Origin of the sequence: Photobacterium sp. CCB-ST2H9 (assembly GCF_023151555.2) — a bacterium.
Lineage (GTDB): Bacteria > Pseudomonadota > Gammaproteobacteria > Enterobacterales > Vibrionaceae > Photobacterium.
Window position 1 is genome coordinate 875,502 of sequence record NZ_CP100426.1, and the last position, 23,736, is coordinate 899,237.

The 23,736-nt window shown below is 48.1% G+C and carries 30 protein-coding genes and 1 pseudogene; 10 read left to right on the forward strand and 21 right to left on the reverse strand.

All coding sequences use genetic code 11. The features are described from left to right. Nucleotides 1-84 precede the first annotated feature (84 nt). From L4174_RS20590 to L4174_RS20610, 5 genes are all read right to left on the reverse strand, one after another. Nucleotides 85-837 (reverse strand): triacylglycerol lipase, encoded by a 753-nt coding sequence (locus tag L4174_RS20590; RefSeq protein WP_248142009.1) that lies wholly within the window; start codon nucleotides 835-837, stop codon nucleotides 85-87. Between the two features lie 170 nt (nucleotides 838-1,007). Beyond that, nucleotides 1,008-3,056 (reverse strand): PhoX family phosphatase, encoded by a 2,049-nt coding sequence (locus tag L4174_RS20595; protein ID WP_248142008.1) that lies wholly within the window; start codon nucleotides 3,054-3,056, stop codon nucleotides 1,008-1,010. A gap of 327 nt (nucleotides 3,057-3,383) precedes the next feature. Next, nucleotides 3,384-3,776, reverse strand: a complete 393-nt coding sequence (locus tag L4174_RS20600; RefSeq protein WP_248142007.1) for a carboxymuconolactone decarboxylase family protein — start codon at nucleotides 3,774-3,776, stop codon at nucleotides 3,384-3,386. 11 nt (nucleotides 3,777-3,787) lie between these two features. Beyond that, the gene (locus L4174_RS20605; RefSeq protein ID WP_248142006.1) at nucleotides 3,788-4,333 is read right to left on the reverse strand and encodes a hypothetical protein; all 546 of its coding nucleotides are present in this window, start codon (nucleotides 4,331-4,333) and stop codon (nucleotides 3,788-3,790) included. Between the two features lie 160 nt (nucleotides 4,334-4,493). Further along, nucleotides 4,494-4,847 (reverse strand): DUF2750 domain-containing protein, encoded by a 354-nt coding sequence (locus L4174_RS20610; RefSeq protein WP_248142005.1) that lies wholly within the window; start codon nucleotides 4,845-4,847, stop codon nucleotides 4,494-4,496. A 188-nt stretch (nucleotides 4,848-5,035) separates the two neighbouring features. Between L4174_RS20610 and L4174_RS20615 the strand changes: the two genes are divergently transcribed. Both L4174_RS20615 and L4174_RS20620 read left to right on the forward strand, forming a co-directional pair. Further along, a complete protein-coding gene (locus tag L4174_RS20615; protein WP_248142004.1) occupies nucleotides 5,036-5,632 on the forward strand; it encodes a class I SAM-dependent methyltransferase in 597 nt (198 codons plus the stop codon). A 39-nt stretch (nucleotides 5,633-5,671) separates the two neighbouring features. Next, the gene (locus L4174_RS20620) at nucleotides 5,672-6,460 is read left to right on the forward strand and encodes a ceramidase domain-containing protein (protein WP_248142003.1); all 789 of its coding nucleotides are present in this window, start codon (nucleotides 5,672-5,674) and stop codon (nucleotides 6,458-6,460) included. Nucleotide 6,461: 1 nt separating this feature from the next. Here L4174_RS20620 and L4174_RS20625 read toward each other — a convergent pair whose 3' ends face one another. The 3 genes and pseudogenes from L4174_RS20625 to nrdD all read right to left on the reverse strand — a co-directional run. Then, nucleotides 6,462-6,725 (reverse strand): DUF2960 domain-containing protein, encoded by a 264-nt coding sequence (locus L4174_RS20625; RefSeq protein ID WP_248142002.1) that lies wholly within the window; start codon nucleotides 6,723-6,725, stop codon nucleotides 6,462-6,464. Between the two features lie 198 nt (nucleotides 6,726-6,923). Further along, nucleotides 6,924-7,439, reverse strand: coding sequence for an anaerobic ribonucleoside-triphosphate reductase-activating protein (nrdG, locus tag L4174_RS20630; protein WP_248142001.1), 516 nt, complete (start codon nucleotides 7,437-7,439; stop codon nucleotides 6,924-6,926). Between the two features lie 19 nt (nucleotides 7,440-7,458). After that, nucleotides 7,459-9,288: pseudogene (gene nrdD, locus L4174_RS20635) on the reverse strand (anaerobic ribonucleoside-triphosphate reductase); the annotation flags it as partial. Between the two features lie 212 nt (nucleotides 9,289-9,500). Between nrdD and L4174_RS20640 the strand changes: the two are divergent. Next, on the forward strand, nucleotides 9,501-10,508 hold the full coding sequence (locus L4174_RS20640; RefSeq protein ID WP_248142000.1) for an endonuclease/exonuclease/phosphatase family protein: 1,008 nt from the start codon (nucleotides 9,501-9,503) through the stop codon (nucleotides 10,506-10,508). 143 nt (nucleotides 10,509-10,651) lie between these two features. Then, entirely contained in the window at nucleotides 10,652-10,780 is a 129-nt protein-coding gene (locus L4174_RS24065) for a hypothetical protein (RefSeq protein WP_256549385.1), read from the forward strand. A gap of 73 nt (nucleotides 10,781-10,853) precedes the next feature. Here L4174_RS24065 and L4174_RS20645 read toward each other — a convergent pair whose 3' ends face one another. From L4174_RS20645 to L4174_RS20670, 6 genes are all read right to left on the reverse strand, one after another. Further along, entirely contained in the window at nucleotides 10,854-12,200 is a 1,347-nt protein-coding gene (locus tag L4174_RS20645) for a VpsR-related response regulator (RefSeq protein WP_248141999.1), read from the reverse strand. Between the two features lie 273 nt (nucleotides 12,201-12,473). Beyond that, nucleotides 12,474-13,001: a hypothetical protein gene (locus L4174_RS20650; RefSeq protein ID WP_248141998.1), complete on the reverse strand. Its 528-nt coding sequence runs from the start codon at nucleotides 12,999-13,001 to the stop codon at nucleotides 12,474-12,476. A 15-nt stretch (nucleotides 13,002-13,016) separates the two neighbouring features. Beyond that, nucleotides 13,017-13,697 (reverse strand): C39 family peptidase, encoded by a 681-nt coding sequence (locus L4174_RS20655; protein WP_248141997.1) that lies wholly within the window; start codon nucleotides 13,695-13,697, stop codon nucleotides 13,017-13,019. Between the two features lie 151 nt (nucleotides 13,698-13,848). Further along, nucleotides 13,849-14,409, reverse strand: coding sequence for a hypothetical protein (locus L4174_RS20660; protein ID WP_248141996.1), 561 nt, complete (start codon nucleotides 14,407-14,409; stop codon nucleotides 13,849-13,851). A 182-nt stretch (nucleotides 14,410-14,591) separates the two neighbouring features. Further along, the gene (locus L4174_RS20665; RefSeq protein WP_248141995.1) at nucleotides 14,592-14,924 is read right to left on the reverse strand and encodes a carbon storage regulator; all 333 of its coding nucleotides are present in this window, start codon (nucleotides 14,922-14,924) and stop codon (nucleotides 14,592-14,594) included. 44 nt (nucleotides 14,925-14,968) lie between these two features. Next, nucleotides 14,969-15,628 carry a hypothetical protein gene (locus tag L4174_RS20670; RefSeq protein WP_248141994.1) on the reverse strand — a complete coding sequence of 220 codons (660 nt, stop codon included), beginning with the start codon at nucleotides 15,626-15,628 and terminating at the stop codon, nucleotides 14,969-14,971. Nucleotides 15,629-15,993: 365 nt separating this feature from the next. On the opposite strand from L4174_RS20670, the gene L4174_RS20675 reads away from it, so the two are divergent. The 3 genes from L4174_RS20675 (at nucleotide 15,994) to L4174_RS20685 (ending at nucleotide 18,027) form a co-directional block, all read left to right on the forward strand. Then, nucleotides 15,994-17,034, forward strand: a complete 1,041-nt coding sequence (locus L4174_RS20675) for a transporter (RefSeq protein WP_248141993.1) — start codon at nucleotides 15,994-15,996, stop codon at nucleotides 17,032-17,034. Nucleotides 17,035-17,168: 134 nt separating this feature from the next. After that, nucleotides 17,169-17,570 (forward strand): DUF2750 domain-containing protein, encoded by a 402-nt coding sequence (locus tag L4174_RS20680; RefSeq protein WP_248141992.1) that lies wholly within the window; start codon nucleotides 17,169-17,171, stop codon nucleotides 17,568-17,570. 88 nt (nucleotides 17,571-17,658) lie between these two features. Further along, nucleotides 17,659-18,027, forward strand: coding sequence for a HopJ type III effector protein (locus tag L4174_RS20685; RefSeq protein ID WP_248141991.1), 369 nt, complete (start codon nucleotides 17,659-17,661; stop codon nucleotides 18,025-18,027). Nucleotides 18,028-18,099: 72 nt separating this feature from the next. On the opposite strand, the gene L4174_RS20690 is transcribed toward L4174_RS20685, so the two are convergent. Further along, entirely contained in the window at nucleotides 18,100-18,543 is a 444-nt protein-coding gene (locus L4174_RS20690) for an isoprenylcysteine carboxylmethyltransferase family protein (protein ID WP_248141990.1), read from the reverse strand. 231 nt (nucleotides 18,544-18,774) lie between these two features. Between L4174_RS20690 and L4174_RS20695 the strand changes: the two genes are divergently transcribed. Beyond that, on the forward strand, nucleotides 18,775-19,197 hold the full coding sequence (locus L4174_RS20695; RefSeq protein ID WP_248141989.1) for a DUF3010 family protein: 423 nt from the start codon (nucleotides 18,775-18,777) through the stop codon (nucleotides 19,195-19,197). A gap of 100 nt (nucleotides 19,198-19,297) precedes the next feature. Here L4174_RS20695 and L4174_RS20700 read toward each other — a convergent pair whose 3' ends face one another. Together L4174_RS20700 and L4174_RS20705 are read right to left on the reverse strand one after the other, a co-directional pair. Then, complete coding sequence (locus L4174_RS20700) at nucleotides 19,298-19,750, reverse strand: hypothetical protein (protein ID WP_248141988.1); 453 nt, start codon at nucleotides 19,748-19,750, stop codon at nucleotides 19,298-19,300. 12 nt (nucleotides 19,751-19,762) lie between these two features. Continuing rightward, nucleotides 19,763-20,194 carry a cytochrome c gene (locus tag L4174_RS20705; RefSeq protein ID WP_248141987.1) on the reverse strand — a complete coding sequence of 144 codons (432 nt, stop codon included), beginning with the start codon at nucleotides 20,192-20,194 and terminating at the stop codon, nucleotides 19,763-19,765. Nucleotides 20,195-20,360: 166 nt separating this feature from the next. Here L4174_RS20705 and L4174_RS20710 point away from each other — a divergent pair, with 166 nt between their 5' ends. Together L4174_RS20710 and L4174_RS20715 are read left to right on the forward strand one after the other, a co-directional pair. Further along, the gene (locus L4174_RS20710) at nucleotides 20,361-20,990 is read left to right on the forward strand and encodes a cytochrome b/b6 domain-containing protein (protein WP_248143282.1); all 630 of its coding nucleotides are present in this window, start codon (nucleotides 20,361-20,363) and stop codon (nucleotides 20,988-20,990) included. 3 nt (nucleotides 20,991-20,993) lie between these two features. After that, nucleotides 20,994-21,422, forward strand: a complete 429-nt coding sequence (locus tag L4174_RS20715) for a MarR family winged helix-turn-helix transcriptional regulator (RefSeq protein ID WP_248141986.1) — start codon at nucleotides 20,994-20,996, stop codon at nucleotides 21,420-21,422. Nucleotides 21,423-21,473: 51 nt separating this feature from the next. Here the strand turns inward: L4174_RS20715 and L4174_RS20720 are convergent, their stop codons facing one another. The 4 genes from L4174_RS20720 to L4174_RS20735 all read right to left on the reverse strand — a co-directional run bounded on the left by L4174_RS20720 (nucleotide 21,474) and on the right by L4174_RS20735 (nucleotide 23,715). Continuing rightward, a complete protein-coding gene (locus tag L4174_RS20720; protein WP_248141985.1) occupies nucleotides 21,474-21,701 on the reverse strand; it encodes a DUF3820 family protein in 228 nt (75 codons plus the stop codon). Nucleotides 21,702-21,756: 55 nt separating this feature from the next. Then, a complete protein-coding gene (locus L4174_RS20725) occupies nucleotides 21,757-22,374 on the reverse strand; it encodes a fumarylacetoacetate hydrolase family protein (RefSeq protein WP_248141984.1) in 618 nt (205 codons plus the stop codon). A gap of 75 nt (nucleotides 22,375-22,449) precedes the next feature. Further along, nucleotides 22,450-23,040 (reverse strand): YceI family protein, encoded by a 591-nt coding sequence (locus L4174_RS20730; protein WP_248141983.1) that lies wholly within the window; start codon nucleotides 23,038-23,040, stop codon nucleotides 22,450-22,452. A gap of 141 nt (nucleotides 23,041-23,181) precedes the next feature. Next, nucleotides 23,182-23,715: an NUDIX hydrolase gene (locus L4174_RS20735; protein WP_248141982.1), complete on the reverse strand. Its 534-nt coding sequence runs from the start codon at nucleotides 23,713-23,715 to the stop codon at nucleotides 23,182-23,184. Between the last annotated feature and the right edge of the window lie 21 nt (nucleotides 23,716-23,736).

Genomic DNA, 23,736 nt, shown 5'->3' on the forward strand with positions numbered 1-23,736 from the left:
CTCATTTGATGCCCTTCCTCAGGCAGCTTCTGTTCACGAGTCACAGCCTGCTTAACGTCACAACCTGTGTATCTTCTGAATCAGTCAGTAACGTTCTTCTTGATTCGAAATATCCGGGTTCAGGAAAAAGCCATGTCCAAGAAAATAGACCGCCTGCTGAATTGTTTCGTCATCATTCATGATCAATGTGTGGGTTGCCGGCAGGACAAGATGAGCTTTCATCCCTGCAACTTTTGTACTTTCGACACTCACTTTGCCATCATGCGGGTCCGGCAATGGCCATGAGGTCAGAAAGTCGATACTGCGATTTCCGGCAATCACACCTAATTCAAAATTGACAGGACCAAGGCACTTCGGCGGGCTCTGGACATCCGTTCCTAACTGTTGCCCCGCCGGTCCGTAGATCCACTGAAACAGGAAAAAGTCACGCAATGTGTCAACGACCTCACTGCCCTGATTCGGCGGTGCGAGCATAACGACGCGCCCTAATGCGGGCAAGTGATGCACAGACAGATACTGCCGGACCAGTATGCCGCCCATAGAGTGTGTCACGAAATGAACCGGCTGCGTGTGGCCACACTGAGACACCCCCTCCGGTATCACCCGCTCTGCAAGTGCCGGAATATTCATCTGAGTTGAAGGATAATCGACATTCACTGTCTGATAGCCCGCTTGCTTCAGCGCCTCAGACATCGCGGACATTGAATGAGCGGTTCTTGCCAGCCCGTGCAGCAGCACAACACAACCGGGATTCAAGGTTGCAGCCTGAACCAGCGCCGAACTGGCAGCAAGATACGGGCAGGAGAAGAACAAGCATCTGAAAACCCTCTGTTTCATTCCGGGGGATACCTCGTCACAAGTGAGTCTGAATCGGCACCAAAGCTCCTCGCCAGAGATGCTTCACGCCGCGCCTGATAACTCGGGCCTGATAACTATAGACAGCATAAAAAAACCCACAGCTCGCTGCGGGTTTCAATTGAAATCTCAGACGGATTCAGCTCAAGACATCAAACGCCAATCGGACCACCGTCATTGCGACGAATCACAACCGTTGCAGCACGGGGACGAACCGTCACACCTACCGGTGTTTCTTCGGCCGCATTCTCAGAGTATGGCCAGTTGCCCGGGTGCTGAATATTAATGAAGACTGATTTGTAATCCGGACTGATTGCAAACCCTGTCACTTCACAGTCATTCGGACCGACAAAGAAACGTTTCAGTTGGGTCTGATTCTCACTGGTGACCACCTGTTGTTTCCCCAGTGCATCGACCATGGCTGAAGGCACGATTGCCAGCATCTGATCATTGGTGTACTTGGTCACTTCCGAAGCACCATTGTCGGTTTGCACCCATAAAATGCCACGCCCGTCGAACGACAGGCCATCCGGGCTGGCAAACATATTCAGATCCGTCAGACCCGAGCGGTTGATATCCGCATCTGCACCGGACGGCGCTCCGAACAGGAAAATATCCCAGCTGAATGAATTCTGGTCACTGCCCTCATCCCAACGGATGATGTGACCAAAATAGTTATCCAGACGCGGGTTCGCTGCATTGGCTTCCTTACGGCTGGAGTTATTGGTCAGTGTCAGATAGACAGTACCGGTGTAAGGATCAACCGTCGTCCATTCCGGACGATCCATCGGTGTCGCGCCCACCAGATCTGCAGCTCCCGGCGTGTTCAGCAAAATTGCAGCCAGAGAATCAAAGTCGTCCCCCAATACGCCGCCGTCTTTTTTCGGGCTGTCCATCGTCAGTGGCAGCCATTGCCCGATACCGTCTTCAGAGAATTTCGCGACATAGAGTGTTCCGTGATCCATGTACTTATCACCGACTGCGCGACGGTTCGCCGGACTCGCATCAGCCGGATCCCAGACTGCTTCAGAAACGAATTTATAAATGTATTCGAACTTGGAGTCATGGCCCGAGTAGAAAACGACCGGCTTTCCTTCTTCCAGCTTTCCAAACGCACACCCTTCGTGACGGAAACGGCCCAGTGCAGTTCGTTTTACAGCGCGTGAATAGGCATTGTAAGGGTCAATTTCCACAATATAGCCAAAGCCGTTTGCTTCATTCCGGTAGTCTCCTGCTGCGCTGCCTGCCGATGGTGTGACGTTAAACCGGGTAAATTCATCCAGACGTTCATCAGCATCGCCCGCCAGATCATCCCAGCCATAACGCGTACCCGAACCAGAAACGCCAATCCGGTTCTGATCTTCAGTTTTCGTGCCTTTGTTGACAAAGTAACCCGGCCAGTTCTCTTCACAGGTCAGGTATGTGCCCCAGGGTGTGTAACCGTTACCACAGTTATTCAGGGTGCCGCGAGTCTGGCTGCCATCGGGCGAGAAACGGGTTTCCAGATGAGACGTAAAGGCCAGGGGGCCCGCCATGTCCATGACAGTAGCTGCGGTAAATCGACGGTTCAACGGATCCTTGTCTACTATCTGCCAGGTGTTTCCGTTCAGTTTCACACGCACAACACTGACACCGTGTGCATTGATTTCTTTCCGGATCTCTTCAACGCTTGTCCGCATACCCGTGCCGCCATCTTTGGTCGGACCGTTCGGGTGCAAGGCATTCTGATCAATATATTCGTGGTTGATACACAACAGACCGTCATCAGCAGCATCATTCAAAGAGAAAAAATGCATTCCGTCATGGTGCATCCCCATGGCGTTTGCCTGATCATCTGCCGAGTTGTTCCCGGTATTATCCCAGGCATTCGCTTTGCTGTTCAATGGCGTGCCCCATGGCACCAGCACCTGAGCTTGATAACCTGCTGGTACTGCAACAGCATCCAGCAAAGCGCCAGGGATCGACTCAAAATTCAGCACCACATCGCTGCGGCTGACTGTATCTGTACTGCCGCCTGATTTACCTGACTGGCTGTCACTGCCGCATCCAGCCAGTCCGAAACTGCTCAGCGCCGTCAGTGCACCCAGCCCTAATGTACTTTTCAGTGCCGTACGGCGGGACAAATGTTTGTCCAGAACTTCCTGAAAGGTTTCATTGCCACTTTTGTTATAGCGATTTGGATCGAACGTCGCCTTGCTCATGATTCTTCCCTAGTTGTGATGATTATCAGCATAGATGTACAAACGGGCTCATATACTGACGGCGCAGTGTTACAACACGGAGAGAAAACGATGACGATTCAGTTTCATTCTCTTTAAAAACAGAGTGTTAGTTCGCGTACATGTCAAGATGTGATGTACTGCGTCGATATTTTTTGGAAGGGGGCGAAAAAAGACGAAGGGGAGATTTGAGGCAGCCGGAACAAAAACAGGGCCGGAACCGTTCAATGCATGGCTCCGGCCGCGAGATTTTATGTCTCAACATTTCTTGCAGGCCCTGTCGGGCGAATATTTCAGACTAGTTATTGTTTATCGGACGGATGAGATTCCCAGTTCTTCAAAAACATTTTTGGCTACTGTCATCCCATTGATGGCAGACGGAAAGCCCGCATAGACAGCCATTTGCAGAATGACTTCAACAATCTGTTGCGGCTGACATCCAATGTGAAGTGCACCTTTGATATGACTCGCCAGCTGCGGCTGACAATTTCCCATTGCAGTCAGTGCAGAAATTGTCGCCAGTTCACGGGTCTGAAAATCCAACCCTTCACGGGAAAGCACTTCACCGAATGGAAAAGCAATAATAAAGTCAGCCAGCTCCGGGCAAACAGACTTGAAACTTTCTTTTAAATGCCCGGCTGCGTGAGGATCCAGTTCGTTGAGTCTGGAGAGGCCTTTCTGATAACGTTTTTCGTCTGTCATAATTTGCTCTTTTAATCTTTTATCAACTCCCAGCCAGCCAAACTCGGATTGGCCCGGAGTACATCAGTCAGCTTATCCTGTTTCAGGCTACCGGCATCTGTCAACTGAACATAGACGCGTTTCTCTTTGTCAAGACTCTGTCCCGCTTTAAACGCCTTCGAACTCAGTGTCACTTTACCCTGATAAATGTTCACGATATCAAATGTTGGTATATCAAGATACTGGGCGAAATTATTAAAGACATGACGCGTTTTTGCAAAGCAACGCATGTTGTCAATCACGTACTTACCATCTGCAATGCCTGTAATAATGGCAGCCTGATTTTCAATATCGAAGTATGATTCTGCGCTCCAGATATCTTCAGTGCCGTTCTCATCGGTCACTTTTTTCATTCGAAAAGCAATTGCACGACAAGGCAATGAATGATTTGCTTCCGAATCGATGTCCATATAAAGGGCGAGTACACCGCTATTTTTATCGGCCTGCAATCCAACCAACGCGCAGCCACTCATCACTAATCCCATTGCCGCAACGAGCAGTGTTTTTCTTTTCTTCATGTTTTGTCCATTCCGTGGTTTTGTGAGGGCTGCATTTAATATTGAACACAGTTCATTTTGCAACCCTGAATCATCAGAATGTTGATAGCAGGCAGATAATCAACTTGTCACCTATAAAAAAACCGCCAACTTTGGCGGTTTTTCACGAAAATGCTGAACCTTACAGGTATTGTTTGGCCACTTCCTGAGGTTCCAGTTCAACACCTTCCAGTTCCTGGTTCCAGTTCAGACCTACCAGAACACCATCTTCGGCAAGGGTGACCATCCAGTCTTGAACGAAAACATCCAGCGGCAACTCAGTCGCCTGAAACTCAGCCCACTCATCCACACAGTGGAATTTCGCGTCAGCTTCGTTCGACCAGAACGGCATCACTTCTGACTCTTCAAATTCACTGGAATCAACCGACAGCCAATCCCCTTCTTCGTTACACAAACCGTAGACAACCTGTGCCTCTTTGGATTCAGTGAAGAACAGTTCGGCATTTGCCTGAACGTCTGCAGTTAATTTCGTCATCGTGATATCTCTCTTGATTAGGGGCTCGCTGATTCGCGGGCTGCTGGCGCAAATAGTAGCAAAGTTTATCCGTAATGTAAGATCAAATTCTTAGGCCGATTTTCACTCCGTCTAACAATTGAACGCTGACCGTCTCAGACCGTGTTTATACTTGTAATGACCACGAAGTAAGCATTATCGAGGTAAACATGGCCACTATTGACTGGCAAACTTATCTGTCTCCATCAGCTTTGCAACCGCCTCGCCCTCATCTGATCGAAGCCCATCAGTTGCTGGGGGATCAGCTGCGGGGAAAAGTGGCTGTGGACTGTGGCTGCGGTCGCGGCAGGGATACCTTCTTTTTGCTGGAAAATCAGTACCGGGTCTATGCCTTCGACAGTAACCTTGAAAGCCTGAGACAATTATCAACACATCCGCTTGCGGCTTCCAATCCACTGTTAGATCTTCAGCACTGCAATTTCAGCGAATACCGTTTCCCAAAGGCCCACCTTGTTAATGCCAGTGCTTCACTCTTCTTTTGTCCGAGGCCAGACTTCTACGCGGTGTGGCAAAAGATTGTTCAGTGCTTATATCCGGGAGGATTATTCTGTGGTCATTTTCTTGGCATGAATGGAGATGAAACCGACAACTCTGATCAGGTCATGACGCTCAGCAGACAAGAGCTGGAGCGGTTATTCAGTCAGTTTTATGTCGTTTCCTGGCAGCAGCGGCACGAGGTTTCTTCACGCCTCACCGGTACGAAACACCAGTGGCACATTCACACCTTAATTGCGATGAAGAAATAATCGGCTGCCATGAAGCGAAAGCAGCACGGGCACCTAGTGATGCAACGAACGGAAAAGTTCAAAGCTGTCCTGCTGATCACCAGTGCGCTGATTTTGCTAGTGCTGATTCTGTCTCAATCGCCCATCACACAACCCGCTGATTACTATCAGTACGCCGATACGCGTGCTGCTTTCGGTATTGCAAATTTTGCCAATGTCATCACCAACCTGCCATTTGCGCTCATCGGCTTCCTGGGAGTCCGGCTGCTCAGCCAGATCAGCAGACAACATGTAGACCGGGTGATTGAACCGGAAGTGTCTCCGGCCTATTTTTTGTTTTTTCAGGGCCTGATTGCTGCTGCCTTAGGCTCTGCCTATTACCATCTTTCGCCGGCGCCTTTCAGTCTGATGCTGGACCGCCTGCCAATCTGTCTGGTGTTTCTGAGTCTGTATTGTCTGGTCCTGAGTGAATATATTCAGCCCAGTCTGGGGCAGAAACTTTTGTTTCCGCTCAATGTGTACGGACTGCTGGCGGTCATTTACTGGTATGTTCAGGCCAGCACTGGCGATCGCCCTGCCGATTTAAGTGCCTACGTCCTGGTACAATTACTGCCCGTTCTGCATTTACCCTTAATTCTGTTGCTGTATGACGAAAAGCGCCCGGGGGGACGATATTATCTGGCAGCCCTGATGTCATACGGGCTGGCCAAACTGGCCGAATATCAGGACAACGAAGTGTTTGCACTGACTGGCGGGTGGATAAGCGGCCACAGTGTGAAACACTTACTGGCCGCATTGTCGGGGTGGTGGATCTATCTGTTATTGAAAAAGCGACTATCGCAGCAATAACTCACTTTTCACCGATACCACGATGCTCTTTGGGTGCCAGCGCAATTTTGCCAAAGCCTAATTTACGGAAGTGGCTGTCACGAAAATCCCGGACGGCTTTTTCACCGCTCGACACGGCTTCGACCTGCAGTTCCATCTTCAGATAGTCTGTTAAATCAATACCTTCCGCAGCAGCAACGGCTTCATGAATTGAACGAAACTGACTGTAGGAAAAACTGATGCTTTTTTCCTGGTTTTTATAGGTGTAAATCACTGTACGTGCCATAGCTGGACTCATGTGTTCTGTCTGAATCTGGGGGCGAAGTGTAGCGGATTTTATCCGGCAAGCCTAGTGGCAGCAGGCTTTGCCGGGACCTGCTTATCCACGGTTTTCCGATTCATTCACTTTATTTTCCCACAGTTATGCACAGAAACAGTGGATAACTTCTGAAGTTATCAATAAATACAATGATAAAGGAACAGCTTAATAGTCTGCCGGGGCCTGAGCACTGGCTTCCATCCATGCTCCGCCCGAGCCCGCTTTACGCAGGATGCGCTGATTACTGCTGCCTCGCCACTGTAACCCGGGCTGATGCAGCTGGCGTACGAAGGGACCATCCACCATCACATCAATCAAAGCCACAACCTGGCGTTGCGGCGCTGACAGTTGCTCCATGACATAACCCGTCCAGAGCCAGATATCTTTCCCGGGACACTCAGCCCTGACCCGCCGGATTAACCGATTCACATCCGTCAGATTGGCCGGATGCAGCGGATCGCCGCCAGACAGGGATAACCCGCGGCGGACAATCCGTGTATCCAGCAGATCAGCAATCAGTCTGTCTTCCATGTCCTGAGTAAAGGGCATACCGCTGTTGACCGGCCAGGTCGACTGGTTATAACACCCCCGGCACTGATGTACACACCCCGATACAAACAGTGTGCAACGGGTACCGGGACCATTCAACACATCACAATTAAAATACTGATGAAAATTCATTCCAGCCTCTGCATCCGGATTACAGATGTTTCACCCGGCGACGTACTTCTTCCTGCTTACCGGCATTAAACGGACGCGCATCCGGACTCCCCAGATATCCGCAGACCCGACGAATGACAGAAACCCGCGACGGTTCATGATTTCCGCAGCCGGGACAGACAAATCCCTTACTGGTGCAGTGAAATTCCCCCTGAAATCCGCAGTCGTAGCATTCATCAATCGGTGTATTGGTGCCGTAGTAAGGTACCCGGCTGTAACTGTAATCCCAGACGTTCTCCAGTGCCTCCAGGTTATATTGCATGTTCGGGTACTCGCCGTAACAAATAAAACCACCGCTGGAGATCGCCGGATAAGCCATTTCAAAGTCAATCTTGTCGTAAGGATTGACCTGCTTTTCAACATCAAGATGAAAGCTGTTGGTGTAATAACCTTTGTCGGTCACACCGGCAACTTCACCAAATGTCTGCCGATCCAGTGCACTGAACCTGCTGCACAGATTTTCGCTCGGGGTCGCGTAAAGACTGAAACCATACCCGGCCTCCGCTTTCCAGCGATCCACTGCCTCACGCAGGCGACGGACAATCGACAATGCTTTTTGCTGTAATGCTTCTGAATCAAACACATGTCTGCTGCAACCGTACAATGCATTCAGGGTTTCATGCAGGCCAATGTAACCCAGCGAAATAGAAGCCCGGCCATGCCGGAAGATTTCTGACACCTCATCTTCCGGCCCGAGCCGAACACCACAAGCCCCTTCCATATAAAGAATGGGCGCCACTCTGGCTTTCACCCCATTGAGTGAGGCAATACGAAAGTCCAGGGCCTCTTTTGCCAGATTCAGTCGCTGATCAAGCAGTTCATAGAACACCGCTTCCTGCCCTTTGGCCTCCAGAGCAATCCGGGGCAGATTCAGACTGACAACCCCCAGATTACAGCGTCCCTCATGCTTCACGACACCGTCTTCCTCGTAGCGTGCGAGAAAACTTCTGCACCCCATCGGGGTTTTGAACGAGCCGGTCACAGCTTCAACCTGCTCCACATTGAGAATATCCGGGTACATCCGTTTTGCTGCACATGCCAGCGCCAGCTGTTTGATATCGTAATTTCCGTCTCCCGCTTTATGGTTGATACCGTCTTTAATCGCAAAAACCAGCTTTGGAAAGACCGCAGTTTTTCGGTTCTTCCCTAAGCCTGCCAGCCGGTTTTTCAGGATGGATTCCTGAATCAGTCTGGATTCCCAGGACGTCCCCAGTCCGAAGCCAAAGGTCACAAATGGAGTCTGTCCGTTCGCGGTATGCAGGGTATTCACTTCATATTCCAGCGACTGAAATGCATCAAAGCACTCTTTTTCGGTGCGCTGTCTGGCATAGGCGCGGGCATCAGGAATCTCCCACTGCCTGGCAACCTGCAGATGCTTCTGGTAGCTGCTGGTGACATAAGGTGCCAGCACCTCATCAATGCGATTGACCGTCGTACCGCCGTAAATATGGCTGGCAACCTGAGCGATAATCTGCGCAGTAACTGCCGTTGCGGTAGAAATGGAACGGGGCGTATCAATATCGGCATTGCCCATCTTGAAGCCCTGCGTGAGCATCCCTTCCAGATCAATCAGCATACAGTTAAACATGGGAAAGAACGGCGCATAGTCGAGATCATGAAAATGCAGTTCCCCCTTTTCATGCGCTTCAGCCACGGCAGTAGGTAACAGAAACTGCTTTGCATAATGTTTGGCCACAATACCGGCCAGTAAATCACGCTGAGTCGGTATAACCCGGCCGTCTTTATTGGCATTTTCATTCAGCAGTTCAGTGTGGGTCTGCGCCATCAGCCCACGAATTTCTTCCAGCATACGACCCAAAGGTTGAACGCCATCCCTGTTATTAGTCACCACGCACCCCACAAACACTAAATATGCAATTTGTAATTATCGTAAACACAAGATGTAGTGTATTTAGCGATAATCGTCGCAAGCTTGCTTTGATCTGAATCAGGGTTGTACGAATGTCGGTTAGACTTAGAACACCGCGATGATTTTGCTTTTTCGTTGAAGGATTCAGACACATGGTGCACCTGAGACAGCCAATGTTCCTGCTCATGTTCTTGCTGATCCTTTTCTGGAATGCCAGCTTCAGCGCCTTGGCATCAGAAGTGAAACCCCATGAATTTCACCTCGTGAAGCCTCAGCAGGTGCTCACTATCATGAGCTGGAACATGGAGTGGTTCGGCGCACCGCAGCGACCACGCACTGCAGCCGATACCCAATATTTTTCCGGTATCATCCGACAGATTGCGCCGGAAATCATTGCATTCCAAGAAATAGACAACAGCTCTGCACTGCAGCAGATTCTGCCTGACCATCAATACCGGATCTTTATGTCTGACCGTCAAGGTCAGTTGCGGGAAGGGTTTCAGGACGGCAACCAGTACACCGGATTTGCCGTAAAACGCACACTGAGGATCACTGACCCGAAAGATCTGGCGGACCTGAACATCCGGCATGCACCGGCTTCCGGTGAGAAACCCCGCCGTGGTCGTCTCCGCTACGGTGCCTATGTGATTGTTTATCCCGAATCTGGCCCGCCCCTTCACTTGCTGAGTGTCCACCTGAAGTCAGGGTGTTTCAGCCGTGCAGCCAGTCAACGCTCCGCGTCCTGTCGGGTGCTTGGTTATCAGGCAGAAGTATTAAGCGGCTGGATATCACAACGGCTGACGCGTAAGGAGTCTTTTCTAATCAGCGGCGATTTCAATCATCGCATGGCAGAGCCAGGCAGCTGGTTGTTTACATCACTGGCTGAACAGGGTGGTGACAAAGATTCTGTCCGTTTACTGACAAAAGACGTGAACGCCTCATGCTATGTTCGGCTGAGTCGAAGAGGGAAAAAAACCGAATACCGGCACTACAAAAAGCTGATTGATCACTTTGTGGCATCAGCAGATGTCGCGGGAGCCGCACAACGGGGACTGGTGTATCAATTCAGTTTCCCTCGGGAGGATGTTAGTCGCTATAACCTCTCAGATCACTGCCCGGTCGTGCTCAGGCTTCCGTTACCCTCAGCCCACATGCAATAGACGAATGTGGGGAACAATCTGAATTATTTGTGGACAAAGATCAACGACAGGCGCATTAATATCCACAACCCGGGATTGTCATGTTAATGTCATGCCATGTGATTAGGGTAATACAAAGCCTTTAGAAGTAGTAAGGAACACAAATGGAGCATATCAGCCTGGCAACACTCGTTGTGCCAACCATGGATGAACTGATGGTTGACCAGCCAGAGTGTGTCTTCACCAACACAGATTCTGACGAGCACAACGAAATTATTCTGTTGTCTCTGTAATTTCGGGCTGGTTCACCAGAACCGCCACAAAAAAACACCCCGCATGTGCGGGGTGTTTTGGTTGACCTCACGTTCATTCACGCAGGAATGGCGAATTGTAATGCCGCACATCAGGCACAATGTTGTGCTTGTTCAGCAGCCGGTACATCGTCGCTCTTGAAACCCCCAGATCTTTCGCTGCAGAAGCAACCTGACCCCGGTGCGTTTCCAGCACAGCCACCAGCACATCTTTCTCAGCTTCATCTTTAATGTTACGCAAGCTTTGCTTCAGATTCGCTTTGCTTGGCAAATCGAAGTGCTCAGCTCTGACTTCATTCCCCTCAGCCAGCAAAGCTGCACGCTTCACCTGATTGATCAGTTCACGCACATTACCGGGCCAGCTATAACGCAGCAGCAGCTGTTTGGAGTCTTCCGAAAACGATGACGCCATGGTGCTGTATTCTTTCGCGAACTGACGCAGGAACGTTTCTGCCAGTAAAAAGATATCTGAACCACGTTCGCGCAGTGTGGGGACTTTAATGTGGAACACATTCAGACGGTAGTATAACTCTTTGCTGAAGTCTCCTTTCGCTACCAGCGCTTCCAGATCAGCACTGGTAGACGCAATAATGCGGACATCACAGGCGGAATCACCATCCAGGGAGTCACTGCCGGGTGACTGAATGAAAGACAGAAGCAGGTCCTGAAAGTCTCTGGCCAGTTCTTCCACATTATCCAGCATGATGGTGCCGTTAAAACTGGTTCCCTCTTCATCAGGCTTTGACACGTGCTTCAGAAAGTTCAGCTTTTCATCGTCTTTGCAGAGTGCACCACAGTTGATGGTGACGAAAGGCGCATGTTTCCGTTTAGACAGGCTGTGAATTGATTTCGCAATCAGTTCTTTCCCTGTGCCATTTTCACCGGTCAGGAAAACATTCACCTCAGTCAATGCCACCCGACGGACCATATCACGCAATTGTTTAATGGATTTCGATTCACCAAACAGTCCCATTTCATGCTGTGACGTGATTTCCTGCCAGGAGGAAGATTCAATATCCAGCATGCCCAGTTGATGGCCGACTGTATCTAATAAGTGGCTTCCCGGAACCGGAACGGTAAAGTAATCGACGCAGAAATTATTAATAAACTGACATATTGCGTCGGTTTTTAATTGCTCTTTTTTGATCAGAGCAATCCATTTCACTTGTTTGGTTTTATTTGCCCTCAAAGAGATACTATTCAAGCTAAAATCATTATTGCTTAAATCGACAATACATATACATGGGCTGAACTCTTCCAGGATTGAATCAACCGTTCTTAGATCGTAACAGCACTGAGTCTTCCAACCTGACTGTTCCAAAAGCGCTATCCAAGGCTCATAGTTACATCCGATTGCCACCAGCCTTCCATTTAGAGCTTTATTTTGACATTGAGATACCATTAGAAGTCACCTTCATATCAATGCATATTATTATTTATGTTCATTGGAAAATATAGGCAAGAAAGCCCACCACCGGGTGGTATCAGAAGTAAGAATTGTCTTGAGAAGATTCTTCTGATAATAGAAGAAACTATGAATCAATCAGTTAAGAATGGGAAGAAAGTTCAATTTTTTTAAGATCGTATGCTCGTTCGGACTAAGTTGCATACAAAAAAGGTACAGCGAAATACTGTACCTTGCCACTTAAAAGCATAAAAAAGGAGTAGCGAACAATTAATACCCTGTATGTAAAAGTGAATTTTCTAGTCTGCTTTTCAGTACACTATTCTGCAAATAGCTATTAATATCGGCATTAATGTCTATGTTCCGTTCAATTCGGATATGGCTGCCTTCCACCGTATTCTGGACGACCTGCATAATACTGTTCGGGAGCAGCTCGGGTCGCTCAAAGGTGTTGCCGTTCCCCACCTGTTTCAGATTAATCATGTCTCCGCTGGCATAGGCAGAGCCTGCTGTTGTCGTCAGTACCCCGTTGCTGATGGTGAAATTCGCGATGTGGGATCGCAGAATCTCTTCACCGTTCAGCGCGGTAATAATGCTGAGCCCGATGCTGATCAGAGACCCTTCCGCCGAGAACCCGCCCCGAATCGCCGACATTTCTGATTGTGTCATGGCGATCAGACCTGAATCATCCAGCATCTTAAAGGGGGATGGTTTGGCGTATGCATCCGCGTACGTACTTGCGATCAGGGCAGCACCGCCAATGGCTGCTGCAACCGCATAATGAGATAGCTTATTCATACTAGCCTCTGCGTTTTAATAGTCGTTTGAACCCGGCAATGTGATACTGAACGTCGACAGGGAATCTCTCGTCACAGCATCAGACACTGGAGATGGGGTATAAACGCTGTAATTTTCCTGGGTAATAAAGCTTTCGCGCGCCTTATCCACCCGGTTTTTCACCAACAGAATAGAGCCGCGATAATAAGGTTTAAACTCACTCAGTTTCATCACCATGGTCCCCCGGGAAGGGTCACCAAGAATGATTTGATCACTGTTCATGCCCTTAATAACCACAAAGTGCATATAGCCATCGAAATTAACAATGGTGATACCCGGTATGCCCAGTGACTTGAACTTTTCCAGTGGCAGACGATAACCATTCGCATCTAATCCCACTGAGCGCATATATTCCTTCATATCGAACATAGAAAATCCCTGCTTTTCTATTTTGTCCTTGTCCCCTTTTTCAAACATGGATTTAAAGACTTTGTTTTCCGTGGTCTCAATCCCGTAGTGATATCTCATTAATGACGCGACGGCAGCTGAACCACAACTAAAGTCGTACTGCTGACGCATCACATCACCGAAAAGTTGTTCCTGATAACTTTTTACCTTTACGTTATAAGCGCCCCGACTGGGGAAATAATCCAGCGCATTTGCCGTAGCACTTATCGCGAATCCAAACAATGCAAAGGCAACGAATTTCTTTTTCATGACCACACCCTTTTCATTTCATCTGACAGGGCAACCAGTAAGAATACCGTCAGGTTATGTATCATTTTTATCTATCTGATTTTTCAAATCTGTTCATAGAAATCATATAGATAAAAAGGATAAAGGGCCGCCTTTCGACGGCCCCGGTTGATTAATAACCGCCAGCAGAGGCAGATAAAGTTGCATTTGTACTGGTTGATTGCTGAACCATGGAGTTGTTACCAGCATTCTGAGCCGCTACGTTGATACCAGAAGCATCTACAAACGAGTCAGTCATGGTGTTAAAGTGTTCCACACTCACATCACCAGACTTACCGTCACAGCAGGCACCGCCATAGGTAACTTCATTTCGGATCACTTCACCATCCAGTTCAGATTTTGCCAGAACCTTGTTGATCTCAACATCCAGTTTGAATGTCTTCTCATATGTAGAGTTCTTAATTGCTTTCATTCGCCATGAGTTATCACTGTTATCTTTAATGCGAACTGATTTATCGTTACCGATATCTTTCATATAAAGAGTGTCATTATCTTCATTGAATGAATAATCAATCTCTTTATTTTTATCCACATCAACGGTTAATGTTTTATGTACTGTATCATTAAAACTTCCGTCAATGAGATCCGCATCTGGTGCATGATTATTACCGCTCGCTAAAGCAAGAGGTGATGCAACAAGTGCTGCCAATAACAATACGTTTGATTTACGCATGGTATTACTCCAATTATGTTTCCCTTAGTGCATGAGATTCATATAAAATCTCATACGGGGTTCAATGTTATAAACTGTTGAAGCAATGATGTTAGCCCTGCGAAACTAAATATCAATTACTAGTAATTTAACATTCAGTTTATTTCCGGTTATCTTATTCCGGATTAGATACACTAACAGTGTTACTTCAATGTCAGGTTAATTACGGTCGAGTTCTGAATTAACACATTAGGAGCGCTATTCTGGACAACGCTTATCACACCACTGGCTCCGTCAAAGGATCCGCCATCTATGATGTTATTCCCCGTTGTATTTCCATACGCGCCGTTACCTATGACATCACCGTACATATCCGAATCGGCTTGCATATAGTCAATGTTGAGCTCGTACTGCCCGCCCCGAGCCTCAACCATTGAACTGTCACTCAACGTTTCGGAACTTGTTAGAATATCCAACTCATCAGCAGCGGCACCGAATGATAGAAGTACAGCTACAGTCAGTGTTAAATATTTCATGACGTCCTCCTGAGAGCTGTCTCAGACATCCCCCAGCTAATGTGTTATTGACCCAGAAGCACTGCGTTGGTACTTGCACTTTGTTGAATCAGCGAGTTGTTACCTGCGTTCTGACCAGCAAGGTTAATACCAGAAGCATTCGTAAAGGAACCAGACATCTCGTTCACATGAGTGACTGTCAGTGAACCAACTTCACCGTAACCACCACCATGGCTGCCACCACGTGAATAGCTGTCACCGTAGCCACCGTGACCACCACGGTCATTACAGCAAGCGCCACCGTAACTTACGTCGTTTTTAATGACTTCACCATCCAGGTCAGACTTCGCCATGTAGAAGTTTTTGTCGATGTCAATTTTCCAGGTTTCACTATGATTGTAATTGCTTTCATAGTAGAACTTTTTGCTGTTGTCGCTATTATCTGTATATTTGAAGGACTTATCATTATTAATGTCCTTCATTTTCAGATAATCATTGTCTTCATTAAAGCTGTCAGTAATTGTTTTATCACTGTCATAAGTAATTGTGGCTTCTTTTGTGATGTCATCATTGTATGAGTCAACAATGGTGGCATCATTATCGTCGTAGTCGCCATAGTGACCACCATAAGATGGTGATTGAGGCTGCTGAGGATAGCCACTTGCCAGTGCAAGTGGTGAAGCTACCAGTACTGCCACTAACAGTGCGAGATTAGATTTACGCATGATAAGACTCCAAATATGTTGAGTTTTTTATTTTTTACACTCCCGCGTTGCCACGAGAGATAACTTAATACTAGTTTTTGCCACTTTTTGATTTGTATTATTTTTAATAAAAGCCTTTCCATAAAAATCAAAATCACACTTTAGTCAAATTAATTACTATCATTTTATTTATAAGAATAGAGTCAATATTCTCATTAATAATATTTGTATTAATATTAAAACCTATTTATTACTTATCAGAAATAAGACAAAAATAACCTTATATCACTCTCTTTTTATATGATGCTTGACTATTCTTATGACAAGCCAGTGCAACTGACTTTCATATTATTAGGGGTTACCTTTGCTTACTAAGTGAGGATATCGTGAGAAAGTTCAATACATACAGCCTGTTAGCGCTGACAGCGATTTTTTCAACCATGGTTGCTGCAGAGGAAACTGCAGAAAAATCTACAACAACCCATCAAAAATCTCGTCAAGTCCAGACAGTCACCGATATTCTGGAAAAGCCCGGTGTACTGACCCCGAAAGGTTCTTTCGTTCTGGATACCTCATTAACTTACACCCAGAACTCATCCAATACGGTCTCCGTTGTTGGTTATACCGTTCTGCCATCTCTGATCGTCGGTCTGATCCGCGCCAGTGATATTGACCGTACGACCATGACATTTGGCCTGACAGGCCGGTACGGGATCACCAACCGGTTAGAAGTCGAAGCCCGGATCCCCTGGGTGTACCGGAACGACTCAATTTCAGAGCGTGACATCAATGGCCCCTCAAACAGCCCGACCACCAAAACCCTGGAAGGGAATGACCTGGGTGATATAGAAGCGGCCTTTAAATACCAGTTCAACATGCTGGAAGCGCCTTACTGGATCGGGAGCCTGCGCTTCAAAAGTACCACAGGTTCGTCCCCTTATGATGTCCCGCTGGACGATACCAATGACTTCAAAGAACTGCCAACCGGTTCCGGTTTTCCAAGCATAGAACCGGGCATCACCATGATTATGCCGCTGGACCCCGCCGTGCTTTTCCTGAATGCCAGTTACATCTGGAATATTAAAGACGACGTCAGTGTGCAGATCCCGGCCACTGATCAGGCGCCGAGCACTCAGATCAATACCATTGATTTAGGGGATACCATCTCGCTGGGCGCGGGCATGGGCTTCGCCGTGAACCCGAAATTTTCATTCAGCATCGGCCTGAACCACAAAACAATCCTCAAATCGAAAGTAAATGGTGATTATCCGGACGATGCCAAACTGCTCCAGCTGGATACCATTTCCTTTGGTGCAAACTATGCCATCAACCGGGAAACAACGCTCAATGTAGGCGCTGCGGCGGGTTTAACCGCAGATGCGCCGGACTTCCAGCTGACCATCCGCGTACCTTACACGCTGAAATAACCGGATTATCCTCCCCAAAGATGCCGGCCCGAGCTGGCATCTCCCTTCCTTCCCATCCCGCTTTCCACTATGCTTAGGGGCAGTTGAAGCAAGTTATCCGCTTGCAAATCTATCTTCGAGTACAGGATCCGACGATGTCCACACCCCTATTATCCCAAGAACAAATTGACACCATTTTGCAGTACGATGCGGAAAAAAGGTTTCAATATTTGCTGAAAGAAGTCACAAGCCAGGGGCAAATCTGGATTCTGACTGACGAACATGGCTGCGTCATGCTCAACAGCGATGACGAAGATTGTGTGCCTGTATGGCCAAATCAGGAATTTGCACAAGCCTGGGCAACCGGCGACTGGGAAGACTGCAAACCAGAAGCGATTTCTGTTAATAAATGGCACAGCCGCTGGACTCCAGGGCTGGAAGACGACGAACTAGCCATTGTGATTTTCCCGAGCCTGGAAGAGGAAGGACTCATCCTGTACCCGGACGAGTTTGACGATGCACTGAAACAGCAAGCAAAAAAATCAGGCCGCCGCTAACTTCACCACAATTTCTCCACTTCTTCCCGGTGAAAACAGTGTAACCCGTTTTTTCCGGGAATCATCTTTAACCTATCAGGAGAACAGCATGGATACGCTGCTCAAAACAATCAGGGAAACACCGGAATCGGTTGTTTTTGAACACGTTCTGAACGTGATCAATGCCCATTACAATTATCAGCCGACAGCCTTCAGCAATGGGATAGGCAACGACACGCTGGCCAATGAAGCCGGAAGCAATGAAGGTTCTTGCCGGATTTTTGCCTTTGCAAAACTCCACCAGCTGACAGAACAGGAAACATTGGCTTGTTTTGGTCACCATTACTTTGATGCCGTCCTGAACAATCCGGACGGAACAGACCACATGAATATCCGGAATTTCATCAAATATGGCTGGCAGGGAATTCGTTTTGCCGGACAACCACTGACATTAAAACAACCCGTGACTAATCCGTAACAGGCCGTTACGCACTGTTTTCTCCTCAATAAAAGGGGAGCTTCCGGCTCCCCTTTCTTTTCTTGTCTTCATTCAGCACCAGCGTCTGACTCGCTGACAATAGTCCTTGTACTGCTGGCCAAAAGCATGCCTGAGAACTCTTTCCTCTGCTGCAATCTGAACATTATTCATATACAGCGCAAAAACTGGGATCATAATCACCGGGGATAAGGCGGACAGATTTAAAAACACCGCCACCAGCAACAAGAGCAGCCCCAGATAAATTGGGTTTCGGGAAATCCGGTACACACCAGAAGTCACTAAACGGGTTGCTTTACTCGGATTGATCGCCGTTTTGGCTCGTGCGAACGCCATGATTCCTGCCAGACCAAACCCGACAGCCATTAAACTGAATGCCCATTCCAGCAATACCTTCCCGGGAAATGCAAAGCGCCAGATCGGTACATAGCGGGCCAGTAAATACATAGCCGCCAAGGTCAGCAAGAACACCAAAGGAGGAGAAACTCTGAATCTCATGTTGGATCCCTCAATCACAGTCAACAGCTTGATATTAAAAAGTATAAGCCTAATTTATGATCAATGGCGCTATGTTGTGAATGAAGTGTTAAACCCCTCCCGGTTTGCAGGACAGAATCAAGCAAAGTCATGTTGCAACCTGATAAAAAACCTTAGCTGCAGAGATTTTCGCTAACAGGATCGCTGGTCTTGCCCTACAATAGCGGCCAAAGTCTCTTATCAGGTTATGCCATGAAAATTTTTGCTGTTGAACTGAAAGGCAATGAAGCCTTCCTTTGCTTGCTTTCACTGAACCAAGGGATGTTTTCAATTCCTGATTGCCGGTCTCAAAAACTGGTGCTGAACAACGCGTCTGACAATGAACAGATGCGCAATTTCCAGAAGACCTTCCAGAAACTGGTCGAAGATTATCAGGTTGAACAGGTTGTCATCAAAACCCGTGAAACCCGCGGAAAACAAGCTGGCAGTGCAGAAAGTTTCAAAATGGAAACTGCAATTCAGCTGATTGAGAACCTGGATGTTACTTTCATCAGTAACGCAGATATCAAACAGAAGCTGAAGCATAACCCGCTTTCAATTGATTTCCGAGGCACAGGTCTGCGCCAGTTCCAGGAAAATGCATTTGTAGCAGGGTATGCTTTTCTGAGTCGGTAAACACGCAGCCCATGCGGCTCTGATGACCATCACAGCGGCCACAACGGTGTCCTGTGATGGTCATGACAAGTGCCGTGTGCACTTCTACCTCGGTTTCAATTCAAACGCTTCCCCCTTTCCTGAATCGACGCGCATCCCGAATGTTCAGTCCCATCAGGGTCAGGTTCACCGCACCAGCGGTCAACTCAATCGATTGAACCCAATAAAACGAACGATCAAACTGACCCAGTGCTGCTAAATGGCTTAAATAGAGTGCCGATGGCAGCAATACAATGATTCCATTCGCAGCCACAATCGGCATCCGTTGTTTTTTCTGACCCAACGGCCCATGGCCAGAGTGAACACCCGGTGCTAATTTTGTGCCAGTCGAACCTGTCACGGCCATCAGCAGCAACAGGATCCAAACGGCATCCCCGATCAGCTGTTTCACGACAACAACCGTCTGCTGCCCGGCAAACAATTCGCTCATTAAGGAGGCGCTGAAAAAACTGGCGATCAGCACAAAAGCCGTGATAGCGGCAATTCGGTGTACGCTTCCTAAATTTTTCATCATTTTCTCCTGGATTTACCAAAAGGACCGATAACTGCGGTGACAACGACGGCACGTCGCTTCAGCCTGTTCGATGCCCTGTTCAGCAAGTCGGACATTCTGTTGTTTTACCGCCTGATGCAACAGAGAAAAACCTTGCCCCATCTCGTCCAAAAGCGCCTGAAAAGGCTCAGGATTCTTCCAGATCTGATGGCTTGCGCTGCTTCCTGCGTCACTGCCCTGCGGAAAACTATCTTTCAGCTCACGCCCGGCTTGCAATAACTTCAGGGCGATTGGATCAAGCGCACCCCATGGTGTCTCTGCACCATCAAGCAAATCCTCGGCTTCCTCTAATTCGGTCTCAATGAGTTGAAAAGTATTTTGCCGGTGTTCAATCACAGTCTCATCGGCAGCGGCGAGCGCAAAACCCGACGTCAATAAAACACTGAAGCAAAGGATGCGTTGCATGTCATCAATCTCCAGCGACTTCCAGTGAACTAAGTTCGAATAACAATAGTTGCTTGCGCAACAATTGTCTAGTAAATTATCTGGCCAACGAATCACGCTTCTGAAACAGACAGAAGAATCTCATTCACAACTCGGCAGGGAAGAAATTATGCAGGCAACGAATACAATCCAGGTTTGGGATCTGGCGATCCGCGTCTATCACTGGTTACAGGCTTTACTCTTTTTTGGATTGTTAGCCACCGGCTATACAGAAACGGGCCCCCATATTCCTCTGGGACTCATGTTATTTACTTTGCTCGTCTGGCGACTGGGATGGGGATTATTCGGCAGTGAAACAGCACGATTTGCAAATTTCAGCAGCTCTCCTTCCGAGGCGTGGCGTTATCTTCAGGGGATGGACAATGCCGGTGCCGGGCACAACCCGGCAGGGGCCTGGATGGTGTTTTCACTGATTACCCTGCTTCTGATCCAGTGCATCTCCGGTCTGGCTCTGGGAGGATTCCTTGATCGTTTGCCTTTTGCTCAGCTTTGGCTGACTGATTTGGTCGCGGATGTGTTGACCTCAATGCACATGCTTCTTGCGAAGGGCTTACCCTGGATCGTCAGCATTCATGTCGGCGCTGCGATCCTGTATCAATTCCGGGGACACGGATTGATCACGGCCATGATCACTGGCAGACAAAAAATGCCCCTGATTTTGCCTGAGCCAAGCTTTGTCTCCCCGAAACGCGCCTTATTCGTGCTTCTTGGTGCCGTATTCGTTACCATGGCGATGGTTGTACTTTCAATGGAATAAACAATGAGTGAGAAGTTTGACAGGCTAAGCAGTTTCGGTTGGATGGTCAATGTCGTTGCCAGTAAAGCAGAAAAGTTGTTCGACATTGAACTGAAGAAGCACGGCCTGTCTATTGCGCTCTGGCCGACTCTGATGTGTCTCTGGGAAGAAGAAGGCGTCAGTCAGCGTGAGATTGCGGCGAAGGCGAAAGTTGAAAATTCGACCACAACACGCACACTCGACAAGCTGGAAAAACTGGGGCTGGTTGAACGCCATCCGGATCCACAAAGCCGACGGACTTTTCGAATCTATCTGACCCCGAAAGGACGTGATCTGGAGGAAGTACTGACCCCCATCCCTCTCTCCATCAACCAACAACTGTTAAGGGCGCTGAATGCCGAAGAGCAGCAGCAGATGCTGGCCCTCTTGCAAAAAATCGTGTCTGATGTTTAAAGTGCAGGATTGACCTGCACTCAGATTGGATTAAATCCCTAGATATCAGGATCATAATTCTCCCTGATATCCTTTGAGCGGACGGATCACAGACTCCAGCCCTTCAATTTTCATTTCCAGGGCCAATGCCAATAACCGGCCAAGCTCACCCTCCGGAAACCCTTGTTTCGCAAACCACAGCAAATAAGGTTCGGGCAAATCAATCAGGATCCGGCCACTGTATTTGCCAAATGGCATCTTCATATTGGCCAGCTTGACCAAATCACGTTTATCAAACATTGACTTCAGCAGATTGTTTTTTCAGAAGATAGTTTATTAGAAATTATGCCGCTCATCAGGCTTGCGCCTTCCAGCTGACAGTGACCAGTTCTTTTCCATCGCAGGTCAGTGCGCCACGGAAGACCTGTCCGGCAACCACCTCACCAACACCTTTAGGTGTCCCGGTCATCACCAGATCACCATCCTCCAGCGGGATGACGTTCTGCACTTCCGCCAGAATCACCTCCGGTGAATACAACATGAGTGTTGTATCCCCCTGCTGCGTCAGAGCATCGTTAATGTGGAGGGTTAAACCAAGCGGCGCATCAGAATCGGGCAGCTCAACAAAAGGACTGAACAGCGCTGCACCTTCAAACACTTTACTGCGTTCCCAGGGTAAGCCCTTCGTTTTCAGCCGGGTTTGCAGATCACGCTTGGTTAAATCCAGTCCGATCGCCGCCGCTGTAAATCGTCCATTCTGATAGTGGTACACAATTTCGGCTTCATAGTGCAGGACTTCACCTTGATGTGTCGCATGCAGTGACGTCCCCATTGCAGTATTCGGCTTGAGGAAAATGACCATATCGTCCGGGACTTCATTCCCCAGCTCTTCGATGTGGGCGACATAATTCCGGCCAATACAGATAATTTTCCCCGGTTGCACCGACTGATTCAGAACCGTTACGCTTTTCATGGCTGCTCCCTGCCTTGATGAATGACAAGGCAGAGAATAAAGAGCGTCACCAGACAAGTCAAAAGATTCAGGACGTTATGACGACGCAGGGACAAAAGCCAGACTCACGAAGACCGGCACGCTCGGCAAAATACCATTCAGCTTTGCGACTTCCTGCAGTGCCATAATTCCTTTGTCCATCCCGAAGGCTTTGGCATCAATCACCACAGGACTCTGGGTGGTAATCATCAGCGTATCGTCCACCAGACGGGTGATTCGTAAATCTGCATTGACCGGATTAATCGCACCATGCAGATTCAGTTTGAAAGAAACCTGCTGTGTTAACGTCTCGCCGGCTTTGAGATCTTCCAGACCAGAAACATCAACTTCACCTTCCAGCATTGCTTTAGGAAAATCCGCGACATTAAACAGCATGGTCTTCATGCGCTCATCCCGAATGGGGATCTGAGTATCGACACTGGATAAGTCCAGAATCAGTTGCACCGTTCCCTTGTCCGTGATCGTGCCTTCAAGCTGCTTAAATGTATGCTGCTCGACCACACTATTATTCTTTACCGATAAAAAACGTAACTGTGACTGATTATTGTCGAGCTTCCAGCTGGCAGAAACACAGAGCGGAAAAACCGACAGGGCAACAAGAACCAGATTACGGACAAACATTGTCATAACTTTCTCCAACATTGAGATATATTGGATTAATAGTAGGCACTTCCTGCCATATCCGTGTGTAAAATCTTTCATCGCCGAACAATTTTCGTGCGGCTTCACGTCATCACACAGCGTCTTCAGCCAAGTCTCTGCAAATGATTATGCGCTGATACGGACCTGAAGCAGCTCATCACGGATGGTTCTGAGTAAAAACAGCTCACGTTCGACGGACAGGCCTTTTTTGTCACTCTTCGCCAGGGTTTCTTCATTATGAGCGATGGCCTGATGAATATTGATCCATACCGGCTTCATACCATTTCGGATCTCATAATCTTCGAGTTGTGTTTCGCCCAGCTCTCGGTCGATCTGGCAGGTAAAACAAAATGACTTCATATGCATGATATCGAAATCCGGTTTGTACCACGGGCGAAATTCCTCATAAATACCAAACGGCGTGATATCACGGATATTCCGGGCACCCGTTTCTTCTTTCAGTTCCCGGATCAGACCGTCCTCGACGTTCTCTCCCTCATCAATCCCCCCACCCGGTAAGGTGTAGTCATGGTAACGGGCGGTATAGAGCATCAGTATCTTTTCGCCATCCAGAATAATGGCTCTGGCGGCCTGACGATAAAACATTGTCCCTTGCTTATCGGCTACATCCGGGTGCGTTGCTGTCTGAAGAAGCCGCATCACATTTTCCTTCGTATATAA

Excerpts from the sequence above, each read along its gene's own strand:
- L4174_RS20650 (WP_248141998.1), bottom strand. The coding sequence starts at position 13,001 with ATGAATAAGCTATCTCATTATGCGGTTGCAGCAGCCATTGGCGGTGCT.
- L4174_RS20680 (WP_248141992.1), top strand. The coding sequence starts at position 17,169 with ATGTCCACACCCCTATTATCCCAAGAACAAATTGACACCATTTTGCAG.
- L4174_RS20645 (WP_248141999.1), bottom strand. The coding sequence starts at position 12,200 with ATGGTATCTCAATGTCAAAATAAAGCTCTAAATGGAAGGCTGGTGGCA.
- L4174_RS20725 (WP_248141984.1), bottom strand. The coding sequence starts at position 22,374 with ATGAAAAGCGTAACGGTTCTGAATCAGTCGGTGCAACCGGGGAAAATT.
- L4174_RS20665 (WP_248141995.1), bottom strand. The coding sequence starts at position 14,924 with ATGAAATATTTAACACTGACTGTAGCTGTACTTCTATCATTCGGTGCC.
- L4174_RS20625 (WP_248142002.1), bottom strand. The coding sequence starts at position 6,725 with ATGGCACGTACAGTGATTTACACCTATAAAAACCAGGAAAAAAGCATC.
- L4174_RS20735 (WP_248141982.1), bottom strand. The coding sequence starts at position 23,715 with ATGCGGCTTCTTCAGACAGCAACGCACCCGGATGTAGCCGATAAGCAA.
- L4174_RS20615 (WP_248142004.1), top strand. The coding sequence starts at position 5,036 with ATGGCCACTATTGACTGGCAAACTTATCTGTCTCCATCAGCTTTGCAA.
- L4174_RS20600 (WP_248142007.1), bottom strand. The coding sequence starts at position 3,776 with ATGACAGACGAAAAACGTTATCAGAAAGGCCTCTCCAGACTCAACGAA.
- L4174_RS20730 (WP_248141983.1), bottom strand. The coding sequence starts at position 23,040 with ATGACAATGTTTGTCCGTAATCTGGTTCTTGTTGCCCTGTCGGTTTTT.
- L4174_RS20640 (WP_248142000.1), top strand. The coding sequence starts at position 9,501 with ATGGTGCACCTGAGACAGCCAATGTTCCTGCTCATGTTCTTGCTGATC.
- L4174_RS20670 (WP_248141994.1), bottom strand. The coding sequence starts at position 15,628 with ATGCGTAAATCTAATCTCGCACTGTTAGTGGCAGTACTGGTAGCTTCA.
- L4174_RS20700 (WP_248141988.1), bottom strand. The coding sequence starts at position 19,750 with ATGATGAAAAATTTAGGAAGCGTACACCGAATTGCCGCTATCACGGCT.
- L4174_RS20685 (WP_248141991.1), top strand. The coding sequence starts at position 17,659 with ATGGATACGCTGCTCAAAACAATCAGGGAAACACCGGAATCGGTTGTT.
- L4174_RS20695 (WP_248141989.1), top strand. The coding sequence starts at position 18,775 with ATGAAAATTTTTGCTGTTGAACTGAAAGGCAATGAAGCCTTCCTTTGC.
- L4174_RS20620 (WP_248142003.1), top strand. The coding sequence starts at position 5,672 with ATGCAACGAACGGAAAAGTTCAAAGCTGTCCTGCTGATCACCAGTGCG.
- L4174_RS20690 (WP_248141990.1), bottom strand. The coding sequence starts at position 18,543 with ATGAGATTCAGAGTTTCTCCTCCTTTGGTGTTCTTGCTGACCTTGGCG.
- L4174_RS20605 (WP_248142006.1), bottom strand. The coding sequence starts at position 4,333 with ATGAAGAAAAGAAAAACACTGCTCGTTGCGGCAATGGGATTAGTGATG.
- nrdG (WP_248142001.1), bottom strand. The coding sequence starts at position 7,439 with ATGAATTTTCATCAGTATTTTAATTGTGATGTGTTGAATGGTCCCGGT.
- L4174_RS20595 (WP_248142008.1), bottom strand. The coding sequence starts at position 3,056 with ATGAGCAAGGCGACGTTCGATCCAAATCGCTATAACAAAAGTGGCAAT.
- L4174_RS20720 (WP_248141985.1), bottom strand. The coding sequence starts at position 21,701 with ATGTTTGATAAACGTGATTTGGTCAAGCTGGCCAATATGAAGATGCCA.
- L4174_RS20610 (WP_248142005.1), bottom strand. The coding sequence starts at position 4,847 with ATGACGAAATTAACTGCAGACGTTCAGGCAAATGCCGAACTGTTCTTC.
- L4174_RS20590 (WP_248142009.1), bottom strand. The coding sequence starts at position 837 with ATGAAACAGAGGGTTTTCAGATGCTTGTTCTTCTCCTGCCCGTATCTT.
- L4174_RS20705 (WP_248141987.1), bottom strand. The coding sequence starts at position 20,194 with ATGCAACGCATCCTTTGCTTCAGTGTTTTATTGACGTCGGGTTTTGCG.
- L4174_RS20660 (WP_248141996.1), bottom strand. The coding sequence starts at position 14,409 with ATGCGTAAATCAAACGTATTGTTATTGGCAGCACTTGTTGCATCACCT.
- L4174_RS20715 (WP_248141986.1), top strand. The coding sequence starts at position 20,994 with ATGAGTGAGAAGTTTGACAGGCTAAGCAGTTTCGGTTGGATGGTCAAT.
- L4174_RS20655 (WP_248141997.1), bottom strand. The coding sequence starts at position 13,697 with ATGAAAAAGAAATTCGTTGCCTTTGCATTGTTTGGATTCGCGATAAGT.
- L4174_RS24065 (WP_256549385.1), top strand. The coding sequence starts at position 10,652 with ATGGAGCATATCAGCCTGGCAACACTCGTTGTGCCAACCATGGATGAA.